Here is a 24763-nt window from a genome sequence, read left to right as displayed (position 1 = left end):
ACCTTGCGGTGGGGAAGGAGCCTTCCACCCATGGACCTGGATGTGCCGCCGCACAGGGCACCACAACCGCGTGAAGCAGTCGCGGGGCGGGTTCCGCTCGCCGTGGTGGTCGTCGACATGGACGGCCTCGTGTCGCACTGGTCGACCGGGGCCCGACGGCTCTTCGGCGTGGTCAGGGAGGATGCCATCGGCTGCCCGGCCGGTGAACTCCTCCCGGTCTCCGGGGCGTTACCGCAGGAGTCGGAGCCCGGGCAGTCCGGCGGTACGTACGGTGACTTCGGCCCGGAGCTCGACGGTTCGCTGAGCGGCACCGTCACCTACCCGGCAGCCGGGCGGGCCAGGGTCGACCAACCGGAGCGCGGCCGGATCGACATCCTGTGGTGGGCCTACCCGCTGGTCGGCCCCGGTGCCGAGCGGCTCCTCGTCCTCGCCGCGGACGCCGTGCCCCTGCACAGCGGTGACGAGGGCGGCGACCCGGAAAGCGAGACGATCGCCCCCGGCTTCGCGCTCCACACCGACTTCCCCGGCTACCGGGACCTGGCCGGCCGCCTCCCCGAGATCCTGCCGAAAATGGGCGCCCACGAAGCGACCCGGATCGTCTCCCAGGTACTCGAACTCGGCTATCCGGTCCTGGAGTTCAGCCACCATGCGCGGGTCCCGGTCACCCCCGACTGGGGCGTACCGCGCCGCAGCTTCCGCAGCCGGCCCGATGATCCGGAGACCGCGGCCGACGGGGCTCCGGCACCGCGCGCCGTGCCCCACCCCGAACTCGACCTGGAGTACGCCGCCGTCCGCGAACGGCTGGAGTTCCTCAACGAGGTGAGCGGGCGCATCGGCACCTCCCTCGATCTGGAACGCACCATCCGCGAGGTCACCAGCGCCGCCGTCCCCCGCTTCACCGACTTCGCGGGTACGCATCTGCGCGCCGCGGTCCTCGCCGGTGAGGGCTTCCCCGATGGGCCGCCCGACGTCACGACCGTCTGGCACCGGGTATGGGTCGAGCACAACGACGAACCCGGCCGCTGGGACGACACCGTCCCGGTCGGTGAGTCCATCGCCTTCCCGCAGCACACGCCGTTCTTCCAGTGCATGGTCACCGGCGAACCCGTCCTCATCCCGTACGTCAGCGAGGAGATGAGCAACCGGATCTCGGGCGAGTTCGAGAAGCGCGACCTGCGGCCGCTGATCACCCACCGATCCCTGCTGATCGTCCCGCTCAAGGCGCGCGACGTGGTGCTCGGCTTCATGGTCCTGATGCGCCGCCCCGGCCGTGAGCCCTTCGACGACATGGACCGCACCACCGGCGCCGAACTCGCCGCCCGTGCCGGGCTCGTCCTCGACAACGCCCGCATGTACACGTACCAGGAGAATGTGGCCGACACCCTCCAGGACAGCATGCTGCCCCAGGTCGAGCCCCGCATGGCCGGCTGCGACATCGCCACCCGCTACCTGCCCGGCACCCGGCTCGGCAGGATCGGCGGCGACTGGTTCGACTCGGTGAAGCTGCCCGGCTCCCGGACCGCGCTGGTCGTCGGGGACGTCATGGGACACGGTCTCAACTCGGCTGCGATGATGGGCCAGTTGCGCACCGCCGTGCTGACGATGGCGACCATGGAGATGCCACCCGCCCAGCTGTTGCGCAACCTCGACGACCTGGCGCAGCGCCTCGGCGAGCAATATCTCGCAACCTGCCTCTACGCCGTCTACGACCCGATCCGCTCCGAGCTCCAGATCGCCAACGCCGGGCACATCCCGCCCGTGCTGGTGCGCGCCGAGGACGGCCGGGCCGAGCTCCTCGACCTGCCGACGGGGGCGCCGATCGGTGTCGGCGGTGTCGCCTTCGAGACCGCGACCATACGGGTACGGCCCGGCGACCGCCTGGTGCTCTGCACCGACGGGCTGGTCGAGGTGCGCGGCCAGGACATCGGCGCCGGACTCGCCACGCTCTGCGCCTCCGCCGCACACCCCGCCGCCTCGATGGACGACGCCTGCGACACGATCATCCGCGCCCTGAACCCGAAGGGCGGCCGCAAGGACGACGTGGCGCTGTTGATGGCCCGGCTGAACGGCATCCCGGACGACGATGTCGCCGAATGGCAACTCGCCCTGGACGCGCGGGAAGTGGCACGAGCCCGGAGCCTGGTGCGCGGCAAGCTCCTCGACTGGGATCTGCCGGACGCGGTGGAGTCGGCGGTGCTGATGGTCAGCGAGCTGGTCACCAACGCCGTGAACCACGGGCGCATCCGCCACATCGGGCTGCGTCTGGTCCGGACCGGCGCCCTGCTCTGTGAGGTCAGCGACGACGAAACGGCCCCCGCCACCCTCCTCAGCGCCTCCGCCCACGACGAGTCGGGACGCGGGCTGCTGGTGGTGAGCAACCTCGCCCGGGAGTGGGGCACGAGCACCACGGCACATGGCAAGACCGTGTGGTTCGAGCAGCCGCTTGTCCGATTTCCCCGCTCCCGGTCGAACACCAGGTGAAAGTAGGTGCGCCGAACGGCGGATGACGCCCTCTCTCTTGCCCCGGACGCTGCCGGGACGGTAGGCCGTTGCCCAGCGAATCGCTGCGGGTGCACCGGACTTTGGGAGTACGTATGGACGTGTCACAGGGCTACCGCGAAGCGTGGGAAGGCTACTGGTCGTCGACCTCCGGCGCACCCGGCGAGGCGATCTGGGACTCCGACCCGTCCCTCAACTCGGTACCCCACAGTGAGCTGCTGCTCCCGTACGCCGACACCTCGCTGCCTGTCGTCGACCTCGGGTGCGGCAACGGCACCCAGACCCGCTACCTCGCCACCCGGTTCACCCGCGCCATCGGCGTGGACCTCTCGCGGGCGGCGATCGGGCATGCATGCCGCGCGGACTCCGTGGGCATCGCCGAGTTCGAGCAGCTCAACCTGGTCGACGGGGAAGCGGTACAGGCCCTGCGGGAACGGATCGGCGACACCAATGTCTATATGCGGGCGGTGATCCACCAGAGCGAGCCGGAGGCACGTCCCGCCGTCGCGGCAGCCGTCGCGACGCTCCTGGGGGCGCGGGGGCGGGCCTTCGTCGCGGAGCTGACCCCGGCGTCCAAGGCGGTGCTGCAGCAGGCGGCCCAGGCACCGGGCGGTCCGCCCGAGAAGCTGCGACGGGTCTTCGAACACGGGCTCCGGCCGGCCGGCGCCACGGAGGAGGAGGTGCCGGAGCTGTTGCGGGCGGCGGGGCTGACGACGCTCGCGACCGGCGACACGGCGCTCGCCCAGACCGAGCACCTGCCGGACGGTACCCGCATCGACCTGCCAGCCCGCTGGTTCGTCCTCTCCGCCGACCGGTAGGGCCGGCGGCGGTCACGCACGGTGCGGCGGGGGCCGTGTCAAGGCAGTAGGCGCGGCCCCCGTTTCGCCGCGATGTCCTCGACCCAGCCGAAGAGGGCCACGGCCGCCGCGATCAGCACCCAGGCGACCCCGAACTGGAACCACATGCTGTCCAACGGCAGATCCCGTTCGAAGGCAGGCACGTTCCACATCAGATCGATCAGCGGCACGCTCGTCATCAGGGCGACCTCGTGCCACAGATAGATCGTCACGGCACGGGCGTTGAAGACCTTCACGATCCGGTCGGCCACCCGATGGCGGGCGAGCCCGGCGAAGTCGGGACGGAAGCGGAGCAGCAGCAGGACGAACCCGGCGGACCACAGCGCCTGGGCGAGCGGGATGTCGTCGAGATCGTAGGAACCGTCGACCCGGTGGTGGAAGGCCCACCAGGCGCCCGCCGCCAGCAGGGCCGAGGCCACGGGGACGACGACGGCGGGGCGCATCCGGTCGAGGACGCCGTCACGGTGGGCGAAGCCGAGCAGCCAGCAGAACAGGAAGACCGACAGATCGCTGAGCGCACTGCCCAGCCGCCCGTCCGGCACGCCGCCCACGGTCTCCAGGACCACGACGGGCACGAGCGACAGCGCGAGCACGGGCAGCGGGGCGGACCGGAAGATGCGCAGCAGCACCGGCGACATCAGCACGAACCACAGATACGTCCGCAGGTACCAGAGCACCGCCCAGGCCTGCTCGCCCCACGCGTTGCCCGGCGGATCGCCGACCGGCAGCACCCAGTACAGGACATCCGGGCCGGGCAGCCAGCCGTGCAGCAGCATCGCCGTACCGAGGACCAGCGCGAACGCCCAGAGCGGGATCAGCAGTCTGCGCAGCCGCCCGCGGAGGACGTGCGCCGCGGGCCGCTCCAGCGAACGCGCCATGAGCGAGCCGGCGAGTGCGAACATCACGCCCATGGAGGGGAAGACCAGCCCCAGCCAGGGCCACTCGAAGGTGTGGTAGGTGATGACACGGACCAGTGCGAAGGCCCGCAGTGCGTCGAACCATCGGTCGCGGCCCGCACTTCGGCCGGGGAGCGGTGCGGGAGAGGACGGGGCGGTTTCCCCGGCCGGGGTCCCGGGTTCCGTACCCTCCCCCGAATGCTCGGCCGGCCGTTGCATCGGGATCCCGGTCCGCAGTGCGCCCTTGCGGTGTGCGCCCGCCATCAGCGCACCCCCGTGCCGGAGGCCGGTGTGCCGACCTCACCGGTGCGCTTCAGCTTCTGCCAGCGCAGCCGGCCGCCTGTCGCCGCGGTCACGCACGAGTGGATCAGCACCAGATACATCAGCTGCCGGTAGGCGACCTGTTGCAGAGGCAGCATGAGGAGATACCGGTACCGCTCGCGGTCGAGGCGGAAGGCGTAGGCCGCGCAGACCAGTTGGACGAGGAGCACCGCCAGCCAGGCGAGCAGGGACCCCTTGAAGTCCACAAAGATCATCGCGTAGACCGTGAACACGTCGATGAGCGGCGCGAAGACGGGGGTGACGATCTGGAAGAGGACGACCAGCGGCATGCCGACCCGGCCGAACCGGCCCGACGGCCCCCGGTCCGTCACCGACTTCCGGTGCTTCCAGAGCGCCTGCATCGTGCCGTAACTCCAGCGGTAGCGCTGCCGCCACAGCTGCCCCAGCGATGCGGGCGCCTCGGTCCAGGCGCGCGCGTGTTCCGCGTAGACGACCCGCCATCCCGCGCGGTGCAGGGCGATGGTGATGTCGGTGTCCTCGGCGAGCGTGTCCTCGCTCATCCCGCCGGCCCTCAACACGGCTTCGCGGCGGAACGCCCCGATCGCGCCCGGGATGGTCGGCATGCAGCGCAGCAGGTCGTACATCCGGCGGTCGAGGTTGAAGCCCATCACGTACTCGATGTGCTGCCAGGCGCCGATCACGGTGTTGCGGTTGCCGACCTTGGCATTGCCCGCGACCGCCCCGACCTCCGGGTCACCGAACGGTTGCACGAGCCGCTGAACGGTTTCGGGTTCGAAGACGGTGTCGCCGTCCATCATGACCACGATGTCGTGACGCGCATGCCGCACACCGTTGTTGAGCGCCGCGGACTTGCCCGCGTTCGCCTGGCGGATCACCCGCACGTTCGGCAGCCCCAGGGACTCGGCGATCTCCGCCGTGCCGTCGGTCGAGCCGTCGTCGACGACCACGATCTCGATGGGATGGGTGCTGGCGGCAAGGGAGCCCAGGGTGTTGGCGATGCATTCCTTCTCGTTGTACGCGGGCACGATCACACTGACCGGTTCGGTGATTTCGGGGCCCCAGACGAACCGGCGTCTGTTGCGCTGCCGGTAGTGGCGCCGTGCGAGGACGAGCATCGTCGCGAACCTGCCCAGCACGGCGACGCCCACGATCGCCAGCACCACGGCAAGACCGGGCACGGTCCACTCCGCGACGGCGACCGCGCCGAGCAGGGCGCGGCCCTCCCAGAGGGTGGACGTGTCGGCTGTGCGGTGCGCGGCCTGCTCGGGGTTGTTCTGCGGTGAGCCGGCCGCACTGCTCCCCGGGACCGGCGCGCCGGCCTGTGCGCCCTGCTGCCCTTGTGCCTGTTGCCCCTGTGCCTGTTGCTGGGCGCCGCTGACCGTGGTGAAGGTGTAGCCCTTCGCCTTCATCTTCTTGATGTACTGCGGCAGCGCTTCGAGGGTCTGCTCGCGGTTGCCGCCCGCGTCGTGAAAGAGCACCGAAGCGCCCTTCCCGCTCTTCGGGGTGGCCCACTTGATGATCTTGGATACGCCCGGCTGCTGCCAGTCCTCGCTGTCCGTGTCGATGAAGACGCTGGTGTAGCCCATCGCGCCGAGCTTCTTGTAGACGGGCCAGCTGTAGTTGTCGATCGCGTCGTTCGTCGATGAGTACGGGGCGCGGAAGAGGGTCGTCGTGATGCCCGCGGCGCCCGCCAGAGCGAGCTGTGTCTGCGCGATCTCCCGCTTGACGCGGGCCGCGCTCTGGTACGACAGATCGACGTGGGTGAAGGTGTGGATGCCCACCTCGTTGCCGTCGTCGACCATCCGGCGCACCACGTCCGGATACCGCGAGATCATCGAGCCGACCAGGAAGAACGTGCCGGGTACCTCGTTGTCGTCCAGGATGTCGAGCACTTTCTGGGTCCACTCGGGGTCCGGGCCGTCGTCGAAGGTGAGCACGATCGTCTTGTCCGGCACGGACCGGGTCCGCGCAGTGCCGCCCTCGAAGCTGAGGAAGGGCCCGCCGTCGAGGACGCTGTCCGGCACCTTGCTCGCGCTCGCGTCGGAGCGGACACGCTGGTCGTTTCCGACCTCGGCCCGCAGATAGCCGTCGAGCAGCATCACGGAGACGAGGCCGAGCAGGAGCAGAAGAGCGATGACCACGCGCGGCTTGGGGACGGCCTGGCGGCGGACACGTTCGATCCGGCTCGGCGTGGCATGCCGTCGCTTCGGCGGTACGGGGGAAGGCGCCGCGGTGGGGAGACTTCCGCGGTCCGGCTGCTGGTCAAGCCGCCGGTCGGAGGTCGGGCCGTGTGCCCGGTCCGTCTCCATCAGCCGGTTCCGGTGGTGACCGACACGGACGCGGCGGAGGCCGGGACGGTGACGGAGGCCGACACGGACGGTGAAGCCGTGGGGGGTCCGCCGGCCGGCGGACCGCTCGGTGGTGCGCCCGCACCTCCCGGAGGCGTGTTTCCGCCGGGACCGCCCTGGGCGGAGGGTGCGCCGTCGAACGGGATCAGCTCCGAGGGCGACATGGAGATGCCGCCCATGAAGGCGAGGCCCAGCACGGCCACGTAGCCGACACAGGCGACGCCCAGTGCGATGGCGGCGCGCCGGAACAGGCGGGCGCGGCGCCCGGAACTGTCCACGAAGACGGGGCCTTCGTGGGCTTCGGTCCCGGTCCCGGCCGCGGCCCGGGACCTCGGCGTACCGGCGTGTTTACGGCGGCCGCCGCGGGGCGGATCTTTCTCGATGGCGGTATCGACATGCATGAGCGCATGCTGACGAACTGCGATGTGCGAAGTCTGAGGCGTTCCTTGCCGAATGCTGTGACAACGCGGGAAGTCTGTGAGTGAACTGAGAACACGACCGCGCGCCCGGCATCTTCCGTCGCGCCGACGCGACGTCATGACCCGTGCGGCGCTTGGTGGATGAGCGGTTTCCGGAGATGCTGCCGTGCGTGCGGGGTGATATGCGCCGCGTTCGGGCGCCTGGCGATGTATGAGAGGTTTTCGGTGTTCCCGCTTTTCATCGTTGCTGTGTCGGGACAATCTCTCACGAGAGCAGGTGCAAACTCTATGCGCATGTCACCGAAGCGCTCTCCGGGCGGCGCGGCGCGCCGTGCGAAGCGGGCGACCGCCGCCGTCGCCGGACTCGTCGCGCTCGGGCTCGCCTGTTCGGCCTGTACGACGGGGTCGGCGGCGAACCCGGGCGGTACCTCGTCCCCCCGCCCCGGCGGCCCCGCGGCCTCTGCAGTCACCACCGCCTACACCCCGTACGTCAGCGCCACGACCGCGGCCGATACCGACTCCGTCGGCTCCCCCGACACGTACAACCTCGCCTTCGTCGTCGCCGGCGACGACACCTGCACTCCGCTCTGGGGCGGCACCGCCAAGGCCACCAGTGCGTCGGTGACCTCACGCGTCGCCCGGCTGACGTCGACCGGCGCGGACGTCCGGGTCTCGTTCGGCGGGGCCGCGGGGACCGAGTTGGCGCTCGCGTGTCACAGCGCGGAGGAGCTGGCCGACGCCTACGCCCAGGTGCTCGACGCCGTCGGTGCCACCAAGGCCGACTTCGACATCGAGGGCGACGCACTCACCGATCGGGCGTCGATCACCCTCCGCGACAAGGCGCTCCGCCTCCTGCAGAAGCGGCGGCACCTCGATGTCACGTACACCCTGCCCGTGATGCCGGACGGCCTGGAGTCCACCGGTACGGGCCTCCTGAGCGACGCCGCCGAGCAGAAGGTCGACATCTCCGCGGTGAACATCATGGCCATGAACTACAGCACGTCCCACGACGGTGACATGAGCGACTACGCGCGACAGGCCGCCGAAGCCACCCATGACCAGCTCACCGATGTACTCGGGCTGTCGGACACCGAGGCCTGGCAGTCGCTGCACATCACGGTGATGCTCGGTGTCAACGACGTGGCAGGGGAGACGTTCACCCTCGCCGACGCCGCATCCCTGCGCGCTTTCGCCCGGCGGACCGGCGTCGGCGCGCTCTCCATGTGGGCCACCTTCCGCGACCAGGAGTGCACCGACGAGGACACGTCGACGGCGAGCGACACCTGCAGCGGAGTCCAGCAGAAGCCGGGAGCGTTCGCGAGCGCGCTGGGGGGATGACCGCCGTCAGCGCCCGGCGTCACTCGGTACGTCACCGCGCACCAAGGTCATCAGCGCCCGGGCGCCCGGGCTCATCGCCCCGGCGGCCGGAAGCACCACGACACTCTCGTAGTACGGCTGCTCAGGACCGTCCAGCTCCACCGCGACCAGCCCCAGGGCCTCCGGCTTACGCGAGAAGTGGTGCGGTACCACCGCGATCCCCAGCCCTTCGTGCACCAGCTCCAGCAGGCTGTGTACGTCGGTCACCTCCAGCCCCACCGTGCGGCGCACCCGCGCCGTGGCGAACGCCTCGTCCGCGGCGCGGCGGGGACCCCAGTCCGGATGGAAGTCGATGAAGGACTCACCCGTCAGCTCGTCCCACGCGACGCCGCCCGCCGCCTGCGCGAACCGGTGACCGGGAGCGCACAGGACGACCATGCGCTCCCGGGCGAGCGGGATCAGCTCGCCCCGCCACTCCGCGGCACTGACGGCCGCCGCGAACGCGACATCGAGCCGGCCGCCCGCCACCCCGTTCACCAGACTCGTCGTGCCCTCCTGGCGGAGCCGGATCTCCATCTGCGGGTGCGTCCGGTGGAAGGCCGCGAGCAGCTGCGGCACCCGGACACCGGCCACGCACTGTTCGACCCCGACCGTCAGTGTGCCGCGCAGCAGTCCGCGTACCGCATCGACGGCGTCCCGCGCCGCCCGTGCGCCCGCCAGCGTGCGCTCCGCCTCCACCAGCAGGGCGCGCCCCGCCTCGGTCAGCCGCACCGTGCGCGTGGTCCGGCTGAACAGCGGCGTCTTCAACTCCTGTTCCAGGGAGCGGATGGAGGCGGACAGCCCGGACTGGGACACGGCGACGCGCTCGGCGGCACGGGTGAAGTGCTGTTCCTCGGCGACGGCGATGAAATGTTCGAGCTGGCGCAATTCCATGATTGAGAAACCTAGACGATGAATCCAACCTGAATCTCCTGTTGGACTGCTGGATCGATGTCGGGGAGCCTGAGGACCGCGCGTTTCCCCGCGTACCCGCCTTCCCCTCCCCGTGGAGCCCTGCATGTACATGCCGTCGCCCGACCGCTACCAGGCCATGCCGTACCGGCGCACCGGACGCAGCGGTCTGCGGCTCCCCGCTCTCTCGCTCGGCCTCTGGCACAACTTCGGGAGCGACCGGACCACGGAGACCCAGGGACAGATCCTGCGCAGGGCGTTCGACCTCGGCATCACCCACTTCGACCTCGCCAACAACTACGGCCCGCCGCCCGGCGCCGCCGAGACCGCCATGGGACGCGCCCTGAGGACGGACTTCGCCCGGCTGCGGGACGAGATCGTGGTCTCCACCAAGGCGGGTTACCTGATGTGGGACGGGCCGTACGGGGAGTGGGGCTCCCGCAAGTACCTGCTCGGGTCGCTCGACCAGAGCCTCACCCGGCTCGGACTCGACTACGTCGACATCTTCTACTCCCACCGGCCCGACCCGGACACGCCGCTCGAAGAGACGATGGGGGCGCTGGACTCGGCGGTACGCCAGGGCAAGGCGCTCTACGTCGGTCTCTCCAACTATTCCCCGGAGCAGACCCGGGAGGCGGCCCGCATCCTCAAGGAGCTCGGCACCCCCCTGCTGATCCACCAGCCGCGCTACTCGATGCTGGACCGCTGGGTCGAGGACGGACTGCTCACGACGCTGGACGACCTGGGCGTCGGTTCCATCGCGTATTCGCCGCTGGAGCAGGGCATTCTCTCCGACCGCTACCTGAAGGGGATCCCGGCGGGCTCCCGTGCGGCGGGCAGCAGTCCCTTCCTGACGCCCGAGTCGGTGACCCCCGAGCTGGTCGCCCGACTGCGCGCGCTCGACCTGGTCGCCTCCGAGCGCGGGCAGACCCTGGCGCAGATGGCGCTGGCCTGGGTGCTGCGAGGCGGGCGTGTGACCTCCGCCGTGGTCGGGGCGAGCAGCGTCGCTCAGCTGGAGAACAGTGTCGAGGCGGTACGCAACCTGGAGTTCGGCGACGAGGAACTCACCAGGATCGAGGAGCTGTTGAAGACCTCCTGAGGTTCCTCGTCCGGACCCGGCGTCCGTCGTCGGTGCCCCGTCGCACGGGGCGCCGACGACGGACGCCGACCACTGACGCCCTTCCCTCGCGAGCGCATCGACGGAACCACGGGGGGAGCGGCCCGGGAACCACTCGGCCGCGCGTCCCCTGTCCGTGCGGGCGGTGCCGCTCGGTGCGGCGGTGCAGGAGCACACGGTGGGGGACGACGGGGACTTTGTCGAGCGGCCGGCCCCTTCCCCGTGGAACGGAGCCGTGGGACGAGGCCGTGACAGGTGACCCGATCCGCCGGTCGGCATGCGGTCGTGAGCCGTCTTCACCCGGACGGCCGACCGATGTCACACCACTGCACCCTGGGCCGCGCGCTACCGGCCGGGCCCGGAAACGCTGAGTGCGTCGTTTCCCCTCCCCGAGGAGAGAACCCGCGTGAGTGTCTCCCGGGTTCCTGCCCCGCATTCACGGCGGATACGTCCGCGCCGCGGTCCCGCGATCGCGGCGCTCACCGCGACGGCGCGCGCCGTCGCCGCAGCCGCCGGGCCCGCGGTCGCCGACACCGCCGACGGCGCCAAGCCGACTGTGACCGTCGGTTCGGTCAACGCCTCGCTGCCAGATCCGTAGATCATCGAATACGGCGCGGACAAGGCGGCCCTGACCAACTTCTGCAAGGCCCTTTCCAAGGAGGTCGGTCCCCAAGGGGTTCACAACTGCTGGGCAGGCACATCGTTTTGGCGAACATGATCACGAGGGGGTGATCGGTGTGACGATCTGTGGGTATGTACGGCGAGGTGTGCGTAACGTTCTCGGTGCGATCTGGGACGCCGGGTGTGGTGTCAGCGGTCGGGGCCCCCGTTCTGCCGGAGAGATGGTTCGGGGCCTCCCCGTCGCCTCTGGCCACACCCACATGGCCAGGTCGTAGGGATTCCGCCCGCCTGGGACGGACCGCATACGGGATATGCGTCGCCGCTCAGGACGCGAAAGCGGAGGACCAGTGCGCCCAAGAATGTTCGGGGCGTCCTGGCACGACAGGACTCGCTCCTGCCCACTGCCCAGGAATGGTACGGGTCAACACGGTCAGCCCCGGGCCGGTCGAAAACCGATCTCTGGCTGGGCATGGGCAGGGTCGGCGTGGCGGCCACGGTCGCAGCCTCGTCGGGCGCCGCACCGGAGGACGTCGCCCAGGGCCGCGGCCCAGCCGGTGACGGGCCGGTTCACCCGCCCGGACGAAGTCGCGGACCTGGTCGTGCTGTTGGCGAGCGAGAGTACGGGCAACGTCACCGGATCCGACTTCGTCATCGACGGCGGGCTCATCACCACGGTGTGACCCGAGGGACCGCTCCTAACGGTGTCGTGCGCGACTGAGGTTGGGGCGTGTTGGCCTGGCGGGTTGGCTGATGGGTGATTACCGCTCTGCGGTGCGGTCGGAGACGAGGCCGGCGATGGCCAGATGGGTCTCGGTGTAGTACTCACGGCGGCCGAGGTACCGCTGGAGGGGCCTCCACTGCTTGTGCTCGGCGTTGGCGTGCTCGACGCATATCCGCTCCGAGGATTGCTTCTTGCGGGCCTCCTCCCAGACGGTCACCTCCGCGGCCGACGCGTCCTTGGCGGGCTTCTTCGGCGGCGCCTGGACCTGGCCGGGAAACCGTTTGGCCAGGCCCCGGTATCCGGCATCCACCTTGGCCTTGACCTGCGGGTACTGCTCGAAGAGGGCCTCGATCCCCTCGGTCTTGACCGCCGTCTGATCATGCATACGGCCCGGCCGGACCGCGCCGGTCCACAGAGTGCGGCCCTGTCCGTCGGTGATGACGGTGGCCTTCTTGGTGTTCTGCCGCATCTTGCCGGACACGAACGCACGCCGGCCGGGGCGGCGCGCCTTCGGACGCCGGACCCGAACCTCGGTGCCGTCCAGGCGCAGCTCAACACCCTTCGCGGTGGCGTAGGCGAAGACATCGGCCAGCGTGTGCAGACGCAGTCCCGCCTCGCCGGGGACCGCGAAGCCCCGCGCCGCCAGGAGCGGACGGATCTCATGGACGGCCCGCGTGACGGTGGAGCGGTCCACGCCGTAGAAGACGGCGAGGGCGGCGTGCGGAAGCTGGAACCGCAGGATCACCAGGGTCGCGATCACCCGGTCGGTGAAGACCAGTTGATGGCTGGGTCCGCCACCTTCGGCGCGCAGACGCTCATGGCCTCGGCGTTCGCCCAGCCGGGACTCTTCCCGCGCCATCCACGGGCTGGCCAACTCGGCGATGAGCGCCCCGAGTCGACGCCTCGAGATGCCCGTGCAGATACGATGCGAGAGAGCCGTACGGGCCAAGGATCGCTTCACAACCATCCCAACCCGTACGGCTCTCCTCACGTTCCCGACCAGCCGAAACCGCTGTCGTACACCACGCCGTAACCAGTGTGCGTAAAGTGAGTCTCGGACCCACTGTTGCGTACTGGGCGCATCCCGAACGGTGTTGGATGCACTGGGTTCCCGCTTTCGCTTCCCACTCGGCGCTGGCCCTCCAGGGGGCCGGTCCGTTGTGGGTGGGCGGGTTCCCTCACGCCCCCGGTGACCTGGTCCGGCCTGGACGGTCCGATGCCCCGCACGATCACTCCGGTCGTGTGGGGGCGGTGCCGTCCGACGCCGGATCGGATGTCCAAGGGCGCGTCGACCGATCGCGATGCCCGCGGCATCGTGACGGGACATCTTTCGGTGGGGGGTGGCCAGCGGTTTCTGCCAGTGCTGGGCACCCCACAGGCTGGTGTAGGCGGGGTCGACCGCGACGATGCTCAGGCCGTGTTCGGCGGCCATGGACACGAGCCGGGCCTTGAGCTTGGCGGTCGGGATGCCGGAGATGAGCTGCCGGAACCTTTTGCGGCGGCCGTGTTTTTCCCGGGTCTTCTCGGTGGTGAAGTCGAGGTCTTCGATGCCGATCGCGGCGACACCGATACGCACCGCCCAGTTGATCAACCGGGTCAGGGCGTGGCGGATCTGGGCGTCGCGGTGACCGGCCGAACCGGACAGGTCATAGGGGAAACGCCGCGGGTCACCGACCGGGTTGCCGTGCCGGTCGAGAAGGTAGGCGGCGAAGTGGTCGGCGTTGGTGTCGACGCCGACCATGCCCCGGGCGCGGGCGGTCTCCAACGGGATGGTCTTCACGGCGGTGCGTTGCCAGGATGCGGTGAGGTACCAGCGGCCACGGTCCACGTCGAGGTGGACGCGGTAGGCGACGGCCCGGTTCGCTTCGATGCGGTCGGCCCACTCCGCGCCCCGGTGCGCGAACGCGATGCGGGCACTGAGGGTGTACCGGCCGTGCCGGGTGTTGGCCAGGTGCGCGAGCGGGGCAGGCAGCCTGATGCTGACCTCACCAGTGTCGGTGACGCGGATCGTCTCGTTCCCGAACCGCTTCCCCGACTCACCATCAGCAGCGATGAACCAGCGTCCCGCCTCCCACCGTTGCCGCCATTGGTCTTCGGTGAGCTGGGCCTCGGTGAGGTGGTGGCGGGTGTTGAGGAGACGCTTACCGCCCCGTACGACCCGGACCCGCCCGGCCTCCCAGTCGGCGACAGCCGCCGTGTGCCGCGCTTCCAGCATCGCAAGGCGGCGGGACTTGCGGAACCACTCGCCCTTGGAACGGTAGCCGCCCGCGGCCCGCCTCGTTCCGGGCTCCCCGAGCGGGAGGGACAGGCGGTGCCGCAACGTCCTGATCCCGGCCGCCAGCTTCTGGATGTGCGCTGCCTGGCAACGGCGCGCGAGCGCCCACTGACCGTGCGTGGCCTTCGTGATCGCCCCCGCGATCCGCGACGACGACACCCCGGTCAGCTCCCGCTTACGCGCCGCCCAGGTCTCCGCACCGTGCTCCAGACCATCCGCACAGCGGGCCTTGAGATCACCGGAAGCCAGCGCGCCTTGATGCGCACCGACAGCACGCAGCACCCTCTCGTCCTCGACGGTCAGGTGCCCCAGACGATCCCGGACCGCCACCCCGCAAGGCCCGGGCATCACGAAGGACACGGCCAACTTCCGTAGACCACCCACCACATCACCCCCTCCCCGGCCGGACACCTGCCACCGGACCCAACGAGCAGCAGCCACCAAGGTCACCCATTCGGCCCCGGAACCCCCGTTCCCACCCCCGCGAATGCACCGCCAGGACTCACTCCTGCTCACCACCACTCACTTCGACTCAGCAAACCGACAGCAGCTCACAACCCTCGTGTCGCCCACGGACGGGCCACGGCATGCCGGTTGCGGCTCGGGCACGGGATCCGGGCTGATGGAGGCCCGGCATCGGGCTCCCCCTCGCCGACCGGCCGTCCGACTGACCCCACACTGGACTGGACCTCTGGAGCTGACAACACCTCTGGCCTGGGACTCCGCCGCCGCGTACGGTGTTGCCGCATGAAGATCTCCCTTCGCGAACGGCCGCTTCGGGAGCCTGTCGGGCGTTCCTCCGGGGCCGAGGCCGGCAACCGCTGTCACGGCCGGCACGCATGCCTGCTGACCTGCGAGAGGACCGATACACCGTGAAGATCCTCATCAGTGCGGACATGGAAGGCGCCACGGGCGTGACCTGGCCGGCCGATGTGCTGCCCGGGACGCCGCAGTGGGAGCGCTGCCGATCGATGTTCACCTCCGATGTGAACGCGGCGGCCCTCGGCTTCTACGACGGAGGCGCCGACGAGGTGCTGATCAACGAGGCCCACTGGTCCATGCGCAACCTGCTGCTGGAGCGGCTCGACGAGCGGGTCCAGATGCTCACCGGGAGGCACAAGCCCCTCAGCATGGTGGAGGGCATCCAGCACGGTGACGTCGACGCGATCGCCTTCGTCGGCTACCACACGGGAGCCGGTACGGAGGGCGTGCTCGCCCACACATACCTGGCCAACTCCATCACCGGCGTCTGGCTGAACGGGGTCCGCGCCAGCGAGGGGCTGCTCAACGCGCATGTCGCCGCGGAGTACGGCGTGCCCGTCGTCCTCGTCACCGGCGACGACCTGACCTGCGTGGACGCCGAAGGATACGCCCCCGCCGCCCGCAAGGTCGCGGTGAAGGACTATGTGTCGCGATACGCCGCGGTGTGCCGGACCCCCGCACGTACCGCGGCCGATATCCGCGCGGCCGCCAAGGAGGCCACCTCGCTCGCCGGACGACTCGAGCCGGTGCAGGGCGGCCCGTTCACGGTGGAGCTGGAGTTCGATGCCGAGCATCTGGCCGCGGCGGCCACCGTCGTTCCCGGCGTGGCGACCAGTGGTGAGCGGCGCGTCGCCTACACCGGCGCGACGATGTACGAAGGTATTCGCACGTTCAAGGCGGTGACGACGATCGTGTCGTCCGCCGTGGAGGAACAGTATGGCTGAGGCGACCACCCCCCAGGAATCCGTCGACGACCTGGCCCTCGACGAATCCGTGACGTTCACGTCCGAACTGATCCGGATCGACACGACCAACCGGGGCGGCGGCGACTGCCGGGAGCGCCCGGCCGCCGAGTACGTCGCCGAACGGCTGGCCGCGGCCGGACTGGAACCCCAGCTGCTCGAACGCACCCCGGGCCGCACCAACGTGGTCGCGAGGATCGAGGGCACCGACCCGTCCGCCGACGCGCTCCTCGTCCACGGGCATCTCGACGTCGTGCCCGCCGAGGCCGACGACTGGACCGTGCACCCCTTCTCCGGGGAGGTCCGCGACGGCGTCGTCTGGGGCCGCGGCGCCATCGACATGAAGAACATGGACGCGATGGTCCTCGCCGTCGTCCGTGCCTGGGCCCGGGCCGGTGTCCGGCCCCGCCGGGACATCGTGATCGCGTACACCGCCGACGAGGAGGCCAGCGCGGAGGACGGCTCCGGCTTCCTCGCCGACCGGCACCCCGAACTCTTCGAAGGGTGCACGGAGGGCATCAGCGAATCCGGCGCCTTCACCTTTCACGCCGGACCGGGGATGCCGCTCTACCCCATCGCCGCGGGCGAGCGCGGCACCGGATGGCTGAAGCTCACCGCCCACGGCAAGGCCGGGCACGGCTCCAAGGTCAACAGGGCGAACGCGGTCACCGCACTCGCCGCGGCCGTCGCCCGGATCGGCACGCACGAATGGCCGGTGCGGCTCACCCCGACCGTACGCGCCGCCCTCACCGAGATCGCCGCCCTGCACGGCATCCGCGTCGATGTCGACGCCCCCGGGTTCGACGTGGACGAACTGCTCGGAAAGCTCGGACCGGCCGCGGCCCTGGTCGAGCCGACCGTCAGGAACAGTTCCAACCCGACGATGCTCGAAGCCGGGTACAAGGTGAATGTGATCCCCGGCCATGCCCTCGCCTACATCGACGGCCGGACGGTGCCCGGTGGCGAGGACGAGTTCCACGCCACCCTGGACCGGCTGACCGGACCGGACGTCGACTGGGAGTTCCACCACCGCGAGGTCGCTCTGCAGGCGCCGGTCGACTCACCGACGTACGCGAAGCTGCGCGCCGCCGTCGAACGCTTCGACCCGGACGGCCACGTCGTGCCGTACTGCATGTCGGGCGGCACGGACGCCAAGCAGTTCTCCCGGCTCGGCATCACCGGCTACGGCTTCTCACCGCTGAAGCTCCCGGTCGGCTTCGACTACCAGGCGCTCTTCCACGGCGTCGACGAACGCGTGCCCGTCGAGGCACTGCACTTCGGCGTCCGCGTACTCGACCACTATCTGCGCACGGCCTGACCCGCACGGGGGGATTGAACATGGTGACCACAGAGGCCTACGGAACATGGCCGTCGCCGATCGACGCACGGCTGGCCGCCTCGCACGACGGCCGCCCGGAGTACGTCGGCGCGGTCGGCGACGAGGTGTGGTGGACGGAGCCGCGCCCGGCCGAAGCGGGCCGCCGCGCCCTGGTCCGCCGCCGGGCGGACGGGACCACCGAATCCGTGCTGCCCGTTCCGTGGAACGTCCGCAGCCGCGTCATCGAGTACGGCGGACTGCCCTGGGCCGGGGCCGGGCGTGCCGACGCCGGACCGCTGATCGTCTTCGTGAACTTCACCGACCAGCGGCTGTACGCGTACGCGCCCGACGGGCCCGACGAACCATGGCCGCTCACCCCGGTCTCCGCCGTCGGTGGCGGACTGCGCTGGGTCGACCCGCAGCTGCACCTCGATCGGGGAGAGCGGGGCGAAGTGTGGTGCGTCCTGGAGGAGTTCACCGGCGAGGCGCCCACCGAGGTGCGCCGGGTGATCGCCGCCGTACCGCTGGACGGATCGGCGGCCGACGACCGCGGCGCGGTACGCGAACTCTCCGACGACCGGCACCGCTTCGTGACCGGGCCGAAGTTGTCGCCCGACGGGCGGCGTGTGGCGTGGATCGCCTGGGACCATCCGCGGATGCCGTGGGACGGCACCGAGGTGATGCTCGCCGACGTCGCCGACGACGGTACGTTCCGCAGCGCCTGGAGCTTCGGCGGCGGACCCGGGGAATCGGTGCCGCAGATCGAATGGACCACCGACGGACAACTCCTCTTCGCGAGCGACCGCAGCGGCTGGTGGAACCTGTACCGCGCCGATCCGCACCGGGGCACGGTGGCGCTCTGCACACGGGAGCAGGAGTTCGCCGGGCCGCTCTGGAAGATCGGGCTCAGCTGGTTCCGTCCGCTGGAGAACGGACTGATCGCCACCATCCACGGCAAGGGCACCACCACCCTCGGCATCCTCGACCCGGAGACCGGCGAACTCGCCGACACCGCCGGTCCCTGGACCGAGTGGGCCGAGACACTCGCCGTTCACGGCAGCCGGGTCGTCGGCGTCGCCGCGGGCCCGCAGAGTGCGTACGAGGTGGTGGAGCTGGACACCGCGACGGGCCGCACCCGGATCATCGGCGCGCAGCACCGCGACGATGTCGATCCCGCCTATTACCCCGAACCTCAGCAGCGCACCTTCACCGGGCCCGACGGCCGCGACGTCCACGCCCACATCTACCCGCCGCGCAACCCCGAACGGGGAGGCTCGGGAGGCGAGTTGCCGCCCTTTGTGGTGTGGGCGCACGGTGGTCCCACCGGGCATGCCGCGCTCGTCCTCGACCTGGAGATCGCCTACTTCACCTCGCGCGGCATCGGCGTCGCCGAGGTCAATTACGGCGGCTCCACCGGTTACGGCAGGGCCTACCGCAACCGGCTGCGTGAACAGTGGGGCATCGTCGACGTGGAGGACTGCGCCGCCGTCGCCCGGGCGCTGGCAGCCGAGGGAACGGCCGACCCGGACCGGCTCGCCATCCGCGGCGGCAGCGCCGGCGGCTGGACCGCCGCCGCCTCGCTGACCAGCACCGACGTGTACGCCTGCGGCACTGTCATCTACCCCATCCTCGACCTGACCGGCTGGGGAACCGACGAGACCCATGACTTCGAGTCGCAGTACCTGGAGACCCTGATCGGCCCGCTCGCCGAGGTCCCGGACCGCTACCGCGCGCGGTCGCCGATCAACCGCACCGACCGGCTGACCACCCCGTTCCTGCTGCTCCAGGGGCTGGACGACGTGATCTGCCCACCGGTCCAGTGCGAGCGGTTCCTGACCGCCATCGAAGGGCGCGGCATCCCGCACGCGTATCTCACGTTCGAGGGGGAGAGCCATGGATTCCGGCGTGCCGACACCATGGTCGCCGCGCTGGAGGCCGAACTCTCCCTCTACGCCCAGACCTTCGGCATCGACCGCCCCGACGTACCACAACTGGAGCTGAAGAAGTGACGCTGACTCCACTGACCCGCGCCGCCCGTCTGCGACCGGGTGCCAGGGTCGCCGTCGTGTCGCCCAGCGGTCCGGTGCCGGACGACCGCCTGGAGGCGGGCCTGGACGTGCTGAGCGGCTGGGGCCTGGAGCCTGTCGAGATGCCCCATGTCCGTGATCTCCACCCGGAGTTGGGCTATCTCGCCGGTACGGACGAGGCGCGCGCCCGCGACCTCGAGCAGGCGTGGTGCGACCCGTCGTTCGATGCGGTGCTGTGCGCCCGCGGCGGGTACGGGGCGCACCGCATGGTCGACCTGGTCGACTGGGCGGCGATGCGCGCGGCCGGGCCCAAGGTGTTCGTCGGCTACAGCGACATCACCGTGCTCCATGAGGCGTTCGCCCAGCGCATGGGGCTCGCGACGCTGCACGGCCCGATGGTCGCCGCGGAGACCTTCCTCAAGGACCCGGACACCCAGGAGTCGCTGCGGGCCACCCTGTTCGAGCCGGAGTCGGTGCGGACCCTCGGCCTTCGTACGGCCGGGGTGCTGGCGCCCGGCCGGGCCCGTGGCATCACGTACGGTGGCTGTGTGAGCCTGCTCGCCGCCGATATCGGCACTCCGTCCGCCCGGACGTCCGCCCGGGGCGGACTGCTGATGATCGAGGACACGACGGAGGATCCGTACCGCCTCGACCGCATCTTCACCCAACTCCTGAGGGCCGGGGCGCTGTCCGGGGTGTCCGGGGTCGCCTGCGGTTCCTGGCAGGGCTGCGAACCGTACGAGGAGGTGCGTGCGGTCCTGGCCGACCGGCTCGGTGGGCTGGGCGTGCCCGTTGTCGAGGAGCTGGGCTTCGGCCACGGCCCGACGGCGCTGACGATTCCGCTCGGCGTGCCCGCGGTGCTGGACGCGCCGGAGGACGGCGGCCCCGGCACGCTCACCGTCGAGGTGCCCGCGCTGATCTGAACGAAATCCGGCTGCGAAGAAGCTGAATGTCCTTCAGGAAACGCTGTCGCGAGCGTTGACACTGCCCGATCCGAAACCCTACGACCCCAAGGGCATCCATCTCGGCTGGACCAGCGCCCCGCTGACCTCCGCCGTCGATGTCGTCGGCGCACCGAAGGCCACGCTGAAGGTCGTCTCGCCGCGGACGGAGGGCGTGCAGAACAGCGGGGACGCCGCAGACAAACCGGTGCTGTTCGCCAAGGTGTACGACGGGGCGCCCGACGGCTCCAGAACGCTGGTGAACCGGCTGGTCTCACCGGTGCGGGTGCCCGACGTCACCCGGCCGTTCACCGTACAGCTGCCGGGCATCGTGCACCGGTACGAGGCGGGGCACCGGCTCGAATTCGTGATCGCGGCCGGCGACAGCGCGTACTTCGGCAATAGCGGCATCAAGCCGGTCACCGTCGTCAGCAGCCCGCAGGACAACGGTGTTCTGGAGCTGCCGGTGGTCGCAGGACGGGTGAACCGATCCGGAGCGGACCGTCACCTGTACGGCCGCACGCCACCGCCCCCCGGGAGCGGGATGGGGGCATCCTGGAGTCGGGGGCGGTGGCGCATCAGGACCAGGGAAGGGGCCCAGCCATGAGCCCGAAGGACGTATCGAGCGGCGGCAAGGGCGGCGTCGGACCGTTCTCACCGTCCCGCATCATTGTCCTCGTCATCGCGGTACTGTCGATCGTCTTCATCGCCGAGAACACCGGCGAGGTCACCATCCGTCTGGTGATCCCGCTGGTGACGCTGCCCCTGTACGTGGTGCTGCTCGCGATGTTCGCGGCCGGCATGGCGTGCGGCGGCTATCTGTTCCGCCGCCGTCCCAAGTGAGCCCGACGCGCTGTCTACGCTGTCCGGATGTCTGACAACGTCTACCTGGCCGAGGGCCCGCGCGTGGGGATCCGCCCCTTCACCCCCGCGGACGCCGAGGAGTTCACCAGCCGGGCCAAGGAGAGCGGCGGCCTGCACCAACCGTGGCTGTTCCCGCCCGACGACCCGCGTGCGTACGTCGCTTACGCGGGCCGGCTGATCGAGGACCCCGCAAAGGCGGGCTTCCTCGTCTGCGAACGCACGGCTGTCGACGACGGGAACGGGACCGCGGCCGGAAGCGGCCCCATCGCAGGCTTCATCAACATCAACAACATCGTCGGCGGCGCCTTCCGCTGCGGCGCGCTGGGATACGGAGCGTTCGCCCATGCGGCCGGGCGCGGTCTGATGAGCGAGGGCCTCGACCTGGTCCTGCGGTACGCCTTCGGCCCGCTCGCCCTGCACCGCCTGGAAGCGAACATCCAACCCGGCAACACGGGCTCGATCGCCCTCGTGCGCCGGGCCGGCTTCCGCCTCGAAGGCTTCTCGCCGGACTTCCTTTTCATCGACGGGGCGTGGCGGGACCACGAACGGTGGGCGATCACGTCGGAGATGCTCGCCCCAGGTCCTTGATCCGGAAGAAGGGCCCCGGGGGTGTCCCGTCCTGATCCGCCGGACGCGCCTCAGGCAGGCACGCTTCCCCCGAGCGCCGCGGACACCACGGCGCCGGGCTCCGAACCGGCCTGCACGACCACGGCTCCGTCAGGACCCCAGACACCGGAACCGCCGGACGTCTCCGGATACGTACCGCTGGCCCCCGCCGAGGTGGCCAGCACCACCCACACCCCGTGAGCGAGCGCCCGCTCCCTCATGTGCCCGTCGCGCCGGGTCGCCGACTCGGGACCCGCGCCGTAGAGCGTGCCGGCCACATACGCGTCGATGCCCAGCGCGGCGGTCTCGGCGGCGTGCTCCGGGACGGCCGCGTCGTAACACACCGCAAGGCCGAGCCGCACGCCGTCGATCACCAGGACCTTCGGCTTCTCGCCCGGAGCGAAGCGGTCGAACTCCTCGCCGTGCAGCCACATCTTCCGGTAGACGACCCGCGCGCCCTCTCCCGTGACGGCCAGCACGGCGATGTACTCACGCCCGTCCGTCTCGCGTACCGGTGCCCCGACCAGGGCCGTCGCTCCGGTGGTGCGGCACGCGGAGACGATCGGCCGGAGGCGGGCGTCGTCGGGCGAGACGGCCGGGGCAGCGAGGTCGTAGCCCGTCAGTGACAGCTCCGGGAAGACGACCAGCCGAGCCCTCGCGTCCCCGATCGCCTCGGCATGGGCTGCGGCGTTCGCGGCAACGTCGAGATGCTCACAGACGGGCTGGGCGACGGCGACGGTGAGTGGTGCGGGCATGTGCTGCTCCGAATCGGTCGGCTGCTCGGACGGCGGAGCTGTCCCGAGGTGGCCGCGCCTTGACATACTCGCAGCTCACCGGCTGTCGCACCGTATCCGGGGGCCGGGACGGGGCCGTATCGAGAGGATCGGGAGACGCTGCTCGGCACGGAACAGATGGAGGAAGCGCTGTGGCTGGGCCGGTTCGCGGGGCTTCGGGGGTGCGCGTACGCCCGTCACCCGGGCCGGCGGATCATGGCGGGGGCTGCTGTTGGACTTCTACGAGACCACGGCGTCGGCCCGGCCCGCCTCACAGGGCTGTCGGCGGGCGCCCGCGCTCGTGTTCGGTGCTCCGGTACGTGAGCAGGTCGCCCGGCTGGCAGTCGAGGACCTCGCAGATGCGGGTCAGCGTGGTGAAGCGGATCGCGCGGGCCCGGCCGTTCTTCAGGATGGACAGGTTCACGTTGGTCACCCCGACCCGGGACGCGAGCTCCGCAAGGGTCATGCCGCGCTCGCTGAGCATACGGTCGAGATGGACCTCGATCGCGTGGCTGTCGTGGTCGTCCGACGCCATCACACCGTCCCTTCCAGATCTTCCCGCATGGCCACCCCGGCGCGCATGATACGGGCGAACGTGAGGATGCCCAGAGCGGTGAAGACGAGTGCGTAGGGCGGCTGCCAGGCTCCCAGCCAGCTGTCCGCATCGAAGGTGTAGTCCTGGGCCAGGGTCGCCAGGAGAGCCGCGTGCGCGCCGGCTTCCACCACTTCTGCGACCAGGCAGCCGAGCAGCAGCCACCATCCTACGACCCGTAGCTGCTTGGCGGTCCGTGTGGTGAAGACACCCTCGCGGGACGCGCCGTGTATCAAGCGGTTGAGCAGGAACAGGATGCCAAGGACAAGCAGCAACGAGGGGAAGCCGCCGAGGAAGTCGAACAGCCGCTGGGCACCGTCGGCGTGATCAGTGCAGTAGGACGGGCGGGCCATGACCTCGACCCCCGCATGGGGCCGGAACCTGCCGGTGAACCCGTCCGTGCTGAATTGCGAGCGGGAATCGACACACACGTTCGGACCGCCCCACATCAGGCCCAGCTTGGTGCCGACCAGGGGTCCCACGGCGCCGACGACGAGGCCCACGAGAAAAAGTCGGTAGACGCCCCGGATCACAGTGGCGACCGGCTCCAGCAGCCTGGCCTCGGCCCGGTCGCCATGTGACGGCGGCCCGTCCGGCAGCCCGGACCCCTTGGAGCTCTGTACCTCAGCGGACATCAGCAACCGCCCCCTATATCGAATATCGATGCTATCGAAGAACGATAAGAGCAACCGCGCGGGTGGTCAACACTTCTGAGCACCCGTCAACGCCCCACCACCCCTGACCTGTACCCCTCTCCGACGTGGGCGGGGTGCTCACGCGGGCTCGCCGCGTACGGCGGCACCTTCGACATCCACGGCATGAGCAGTACCTGCCCGTCTTCACCTCCTGACGCGGATGGCGAGTCGGCCCGTCGACAAGGAAGCTGCCACCGGACGACAAGTGGCGCTGCTTAATTCGATGTTCGTGTGAATGGGTGCTCGTTCAGACTGGGGGCATGGAGTTCTTCTGCTACCACCGCGATCGGCCCGACTCCGTGGCGCTGCGCAACGATCTGCTGGAACGGCACTGGTCCTACATGGACCGGTACGAGAAAGAGATGATCGCCCGCGGCCCGACCCTCACCAGCGACGGTGACGCGCCCACCGGCAGCGTGCACATCGTCGACTTGCCGGATCCCGCCGCCGCCCGCGCGTTCGCCTTCGACGAGCCCGGCTACCAGGCCGGCGTGTACCGGGACGTGCTGCTGCGCCGATGGCGCAACATGCTGGGGCGCACCATGTGGGATTTCCCCGGTGGCCGCACCGGTGGCAACCGGTACCTGGTGCTCGGCCTCGGCATGGGGCAGACCGTCGACCTCGTCGTGCCGCCCGACCGGGACGAGTTGATCGCGTACGGGCCACTGCTGTCCGACGACGGCACCACCTGGCTCGGTACGGCGGCGCTGGTCCGGGCGCCGGACCCGGACACGGCACGTGCCGTCCTGACCCCGGACCGGTATGCCGACATCGAGGTCCACAACTGGCAGTTCGGCGGCCGACCTTCATGAACCGAGGTCGTCCGGACAGTACTGAAGTGCCGAGCTGACCAAGCCGGGGACGAGGGGGCGCCGTCGGCGGCCGATGCCGCCGACAGC

The 24763-nt window shown here is 70.3% G+C and carries 21 protein-coding genes and 2 pseudogenes; 14 read left to right on the top strand and 9 right to left on the bottom strand.

The features are described 5' to 3' along the window. Window positions 1-30 precede the first annotated feature (30 nt). Window positions 31-2481 carry an ATP-binding SpoIIE family protein phosphatase gene (locus OG395_RS15020; RefSeq protein ID WP_327243390.1) on the top strand — a complete coding sequence of 817 codons (2451 nt, stop codon included), beginning with the start codon at window positions 31-33 and terminating at the stop codon, window positions 2479-2481. A 113-nt stretch (window positions 2482-2594) separates the two neighbouring features. Continuing rightward, window positions 2595-3317 (top strand): class I SAM-dependent methyltransferase, encoded by a 723-nt coding sequence (locus OG395_RS15015; RefSeq protein ID WP_327243389.1) that lies wholly within the window; start codon window positions 2595-2597, stop codon window positions 3315-3317. A gap of 38 nt (window positions 3318-3355) precedes the next feature. On the opposite strand, the gene OG395_RS15010 is transcribed toward OG395_RS15015, so the two are convergent. From OG395_RS15010 to OG395_RS15000, 3 genes are all read right to left on the bottom strand, one after another. Further along, entirely contained in the window at window positions 3356-4516 is a 1161-nt protein-coding gene (locus OG395_RS15010; protein WP_327243388.1) for an acyltransferase family protein, read from the bottom strand. Further along, entirely contained in the window at window positions 4516-6654 is a 2139-nt protein-coding gene (locus tag OG395_RS15005) for a bifunctional polysaccharide deacetylase/glycosyltransferase family 2 protein (RefSeq protein WP_327249343.1), read from the bottom strand. Before OG395_RS15005 ends, OG395_RS15010 begins: the two co-directional genes overlap by 1 nt. A 209-nt stretch (window positions 6655-6863) precedes the next feature. After that, entirely contained in the window at window positions 6864-7304 is a 441-nt protein-coding gene (locus OG395_RS15000) for a hypothetical protein (RefSeq protein ID WP_327243387.1), read from the bottom strand. 312 nt (window positions 7305-7616) lie between these two features. On the opposite strand from OG395_RS15000, the gene OG395_RS14995 reads away from it, so the two are divergent. Beyond that, window positions 7617-8660, top strand: coding sequence for a chitinase (locus tag OG395_RS14995; protein ID WP_327243386.1), 1044 nt, complete (start codon window positions 7617-7619; stop codon window positions 8658-8660). A gap of 6 nt (window positions 8661-8666) precedes the next feature. Here OG395_RS14995 and OG395_RS14990 read toward each other — a convergent pair whose 3' ends face one another. Continuing rightward, the gene (locus tag OG395_RS14990) at window positions 8667-9572 is read right to left on the bottom strand and encodes a LysR family transcriptional regulator (protein ID WP_327243385.1); all 906 of its coding nucleotides are present in this window, start codon (window positions 9570-9572) and stop codon (window positions 8667-8669) included. Between the two features lie 124 nt (window positions 9573-9696). Between OG395_RS14990 and OG395_RS14985 the strand changes: the two genes are divergently transcribed. From OG395_RS14985 to OG395_RS14975, 3 genes are all read left to right on the top strand, one after another. Next, window positions 9697-10689: an aldo/keto reductase gene (locus tag OG395_RS14985; RefSeq protein WP_327243384.1), complete on the top strand. Its 993-nt coding sequence runs from the start codon at window positions 9697-9699 to the stop codon at window positions 10687-10689. Window positions 10690-11113: 424 nt separating this feature from the next. Beyond that, entirely contained in the window at window positions 11114-11305 is a 192-nt protein-coding gene (locus OG395_RS14980) for a hypothetical protein (RefSeq protein WP_266979560.1), read from the top strand. A 577-nt stretch (window positions 11306-11882) separates the two neighbouring features. Next, window positions 11883-12008 (top strand): SDR family oxidoreductase, encoded by a 126-nt coding sequence (locus OG395_RS14975; RefSeq protein ID WP_266979558.1) that lies wholly within the window; start codon window positions 11883-11885, stop codon window positions 12006-12008. Between the two features lie 78 nt (window positions 12009-12086). Here OG395_RS14975 and OG395_RS14970 read toward each other — a convergent pair whose 3' ends face one another. Next, the gene (locus OG395_RS14970; RefSeq protein WP_327249342.1) at window positions 12087-12908 is read right to left on the bottom strand and encodes a transposase family protein; all 822 of its coding nucleotides are present in this window, start codon (window positions 12906-12908) and stop codon (window positions 12087-12089) included. Between the two features lie 186 nt (window positions 12909-13094). Then, window positions 13095-14708: pseudogene (locus OG395_RS14965) on the bottom strand (IS200/IS605 family accessory protein TnpB-related protein); the annotation flags it as partial. Between the two features lie 488 nt (window positions 14709-15196). On the opposite strand from OG395_RS14965, the gene OG395_RS14960 reads away from it, so the two are divergent. From OG395_RS14960 to OG395_RS14930, 7 genes and pseudogenes are all read left to right on the top strand, one after another. Next, the gene (locus OG395_RS14960) at window positions 15197-16030 is read left to right on the top strand and encodes a M55 family metallopeptidase (RefSeq protein ID WP_326793009.1); all 834 of its coding nucleotides are present in this window, start codon (window positions 15197-15199) and stop codon (window positions 16028-16030) included. Then, window positions 16023-17366: a M20/M25/M40 family metallo-hydrolase gene (locus OG395_RS14955; protein ID WP_326793010.1), complete on the top strand. Its 1344-nt coding sequence runs from the start codon at window positions 16023-16025 to the stop codon at window positions 17364-17366. Before OG395_RS14960 ends, OG395_RS14955 begins: the two co-directional genes overlap by 8 nt. Before the next feature lie 20 nt (window positions 17367-17386). Then, window positions 17387-19375: a prolyl oligopeptidase family serine peptidase gene (locus OG395_RS14950; protein WP_327243383.1), complete on the top strand. Its 1989-nt coding sequence runs from the start codon at window positions 17387-17389 to the stop codon at window positions 19373-19375. Further along, window positions 19372-20316: a S66 peptidase family protein gene (locus OG395_RS14945; protein WP_327243382.1), complete on the top strand. Its 945-nt coding sequence runs from the start codon at window positions 19372-19374 to the stop codon at window positions 20314-20316. The genes OG395_RS14950 and OG395_RS14945 overlap by 4 nt, the downstream gene beginning before the upstream one ends. A 58-nt stretch (window positions 20317-20374) precedes the next feature. Further along, window positions 20375-20806, top strand: a pseudogene (locus OG395_RS14940) (CocE/NonD family hydrolase C-terminal non-catalytic domain-containing protein); the annotation flags it as partial. 131 nt (window positions 20807-20937) lie between these two features. Continuing rightward, on the top strand, window positions 20938-21177 hold the full coding sequence (locus tag OG395_RS14935) for a LapA family protein (protein WP_266979547.1): 240 nt from the start codon (window positions 20938-20940) through the stop codon (window positions 21175-21177). Between the two features lie 27 nt (window positions 21178-21204). Continuing rightward, window positions 21205-21786: a GNAT family N-acetyltransferase gene (locus tag OG395_RS14930; protein ID WP_327243381.1), complete on the top strand. Its 582-nt coding sequence runs from the start codon at window positions 21205-21207 to the stop codon at window positions 21784-21786. 50 nt (window positions 21787-21836) lie between these two features. On the opposite strand, the gene OG395_RS14925 is transcribed toward OG395_RS14930, so the two are convergent. The 3 genes from OG395_RS14925 to OG395_RS14915 all read right to left on the bottom strand — a co-directional run bounded on the left by OG395_RS14925 (window position 21837) and on the right by OG395_RS14915 (window position 23804). Continuing rightward, on the bottom strand, window positions 21837-22559 hold the full coding sequence (locus tag OG395_RS14925; RefSeq protein WP_327243380.1) for a carbon-nitrogen hydrolase family protein: 723 nt from the start codon (window positions 22557-22559) through the stop codon (window positions 21837-21839). Between the two features lie 289 nt (window positions 22560-22848). Beyond that, window positions 22849-23112, bottom strand: coding sequence for a helix-turn-helix domain-containing protein (locus OG395_RS14920; RefSeq protein WP_327243379.1), 264 nt, complete (start codon window positions 23110-23112; stop codon window positions 22849-22851). After that, window positions 23112-23804, bottom strand: coding sequence for a DUF2975 domain-containing protein (locus OG395_RS14915; protein ID WP_327243378.1), 693 nt, complete (start codon window positions 23802-23804; stop codon window positions 23112-23114). Before OG395_RS14915 ends, OG395_RS14920 begins: the two co-directional genes overlap by 1 nt. 320 nt (window positions 23805-24124) lie before the next feature. Between OG395_RS14915 and OG395_RS14910 the strand changes: the two genes are divergently transcribed. Then, window positions 24125-24676 carry a YciI family protein gene (locus tag OG395_RS14910; protein WP_327243377.1) on the top strand — a complete coding sequence of 184 codons (552 nt, stop codon included), beginning with the start codon at window positions 24125-24127 and terminating at the stop codon, window positions 24674-24676. Window positions 24677-24763: the final 87 nt, after the last annotated feature.

The sequence above is a fragment of the Streptomyces sp. NBC_01320 genome (assembly GCF_035974375.1).
Lineage (GTDB): Bacteria > Actinomycetota > Actinomycetes > Streptomycetales > Streptomycetaceae > Streptomyces > Streptomyces yanii.
Note: the sequence above shows the minus strand (reverse complement) of the source record. Positions and strands in the feature narration are given on the sequence as shown.

Coding starts and splice junctions, on each gene's coding strand:
- OG395_RS15020 (WP_327243390.1), top strand. CDS start 31: ATGGACCTGGATGTGCCGCCGCACAGGGCACCACAACCGCGTGAAGCA.
- OG395_RS15015 (WP_327243389.1), top strand. CDS start 2,595: ATGGACGTGTCACAGGGCTACCGCGAAGCGTGGGAAGGCTACTGGTCG.
- OG395_RS15010 (WP_327243388.1), bottom strand. CDS start 4,516: ATGGCGGGCGCACACCGCAAGGGCGCACTGCGGACCGGGATCCCGATG.
- OG395_RS15005 (WP_327249343.1), bottom strand. CDS start 6,654: ATGCTGCTCGACGGCTATCTGCGGGCCGAGGTCGGAAACGACCAGCGT.
- OG395_RS15000 (WP_327243387.1), bottom strand. CDS start 7,304: ATGCATGTCGATACCGCCATCGAGAAAGATCCGCCCCGCGGCGGCCGC.
- OG395_RS14995 (WP_327243386.1), top strand. CDS start 7,617: ATGTCACCGAAGCGCTCTCCGGGCGGCGCGGCGCGCCGTGCGAAGCGG.
- OG395_RS14990 (WP_327243385.1), bottom strand. CDS start 9,572: ATGGAATTGCGCCAGCTCGAACATTTCATCGCCGTCGCCGAGGAACAG.
- OG395_RS14985 (WP_327243384.1), top strand. CDS start 9,697: ATGTACATGCCGTCGCCCGACCGCTACCAGGCCATGCCGTACCGGCGC.
- OG395_RS14970 (WP_327249342.1), bottom strand. CDS start 12,908: ATGGCGCGGGAAGAGTCCCGGCTGGGCGAACGCCGAGGCCATGAGCGT.
- OG395_RS14955 (WP_326793010.1), top strand. CDS start 16,023: ATGGCTGAGGCGACCACCCCCCAGGAATCCGTCGACGACCTGGCCCTC.
- OG395_RS14950 (WP_327243383.1), top strand. CDS start 17,387: ATGGTGACCACAGAGGCCTACGGAACATGGCCGTCGCCGATCGACGCA.
- OG395_RS14935 (WP_266979547.1), top strand. CDS start 20,938: ATGAGCCCGAAGGACGTATCGAGCGGCGGCAAGGGCGGCGTCGGACCG.
- OG395_RS14930 (WP_327243381.1), top strand. CDS start 21,205: ATGTCTGACAACGTCTACCTGGCCGAGGGCCCGCGCGTGGGGATCCGC.
- OG395_RS14925 (WP_327243380.1), bottom strand. CDS start 22,559: ATGCCCGCACCACTCACCGTCGCCGTCGCCCAGCCCGTCTGTGAGCAT.
- OG395_RS14920 (WP_327243379.1), bottom strand. CDS start 23,112: ATGGCGTCGGACGACCACGACAGCCACGCGATCGAGGTCCATCTCGAC.
- OG395_RS14915 (WP_327243378.1), bottom strand. CDS start 23,804: ATGTCCGCTGAGGTACAGAGCTCCAAGGGGTCCGGGCTGCCGGACGGG.
- OG395_RS14910 (WP_327243377.1), top strand. CDS start 24,125: ATGGAGTTCTTCTGCTACCACCGCGATCGGCCCGACTCCGTGGCGCTG.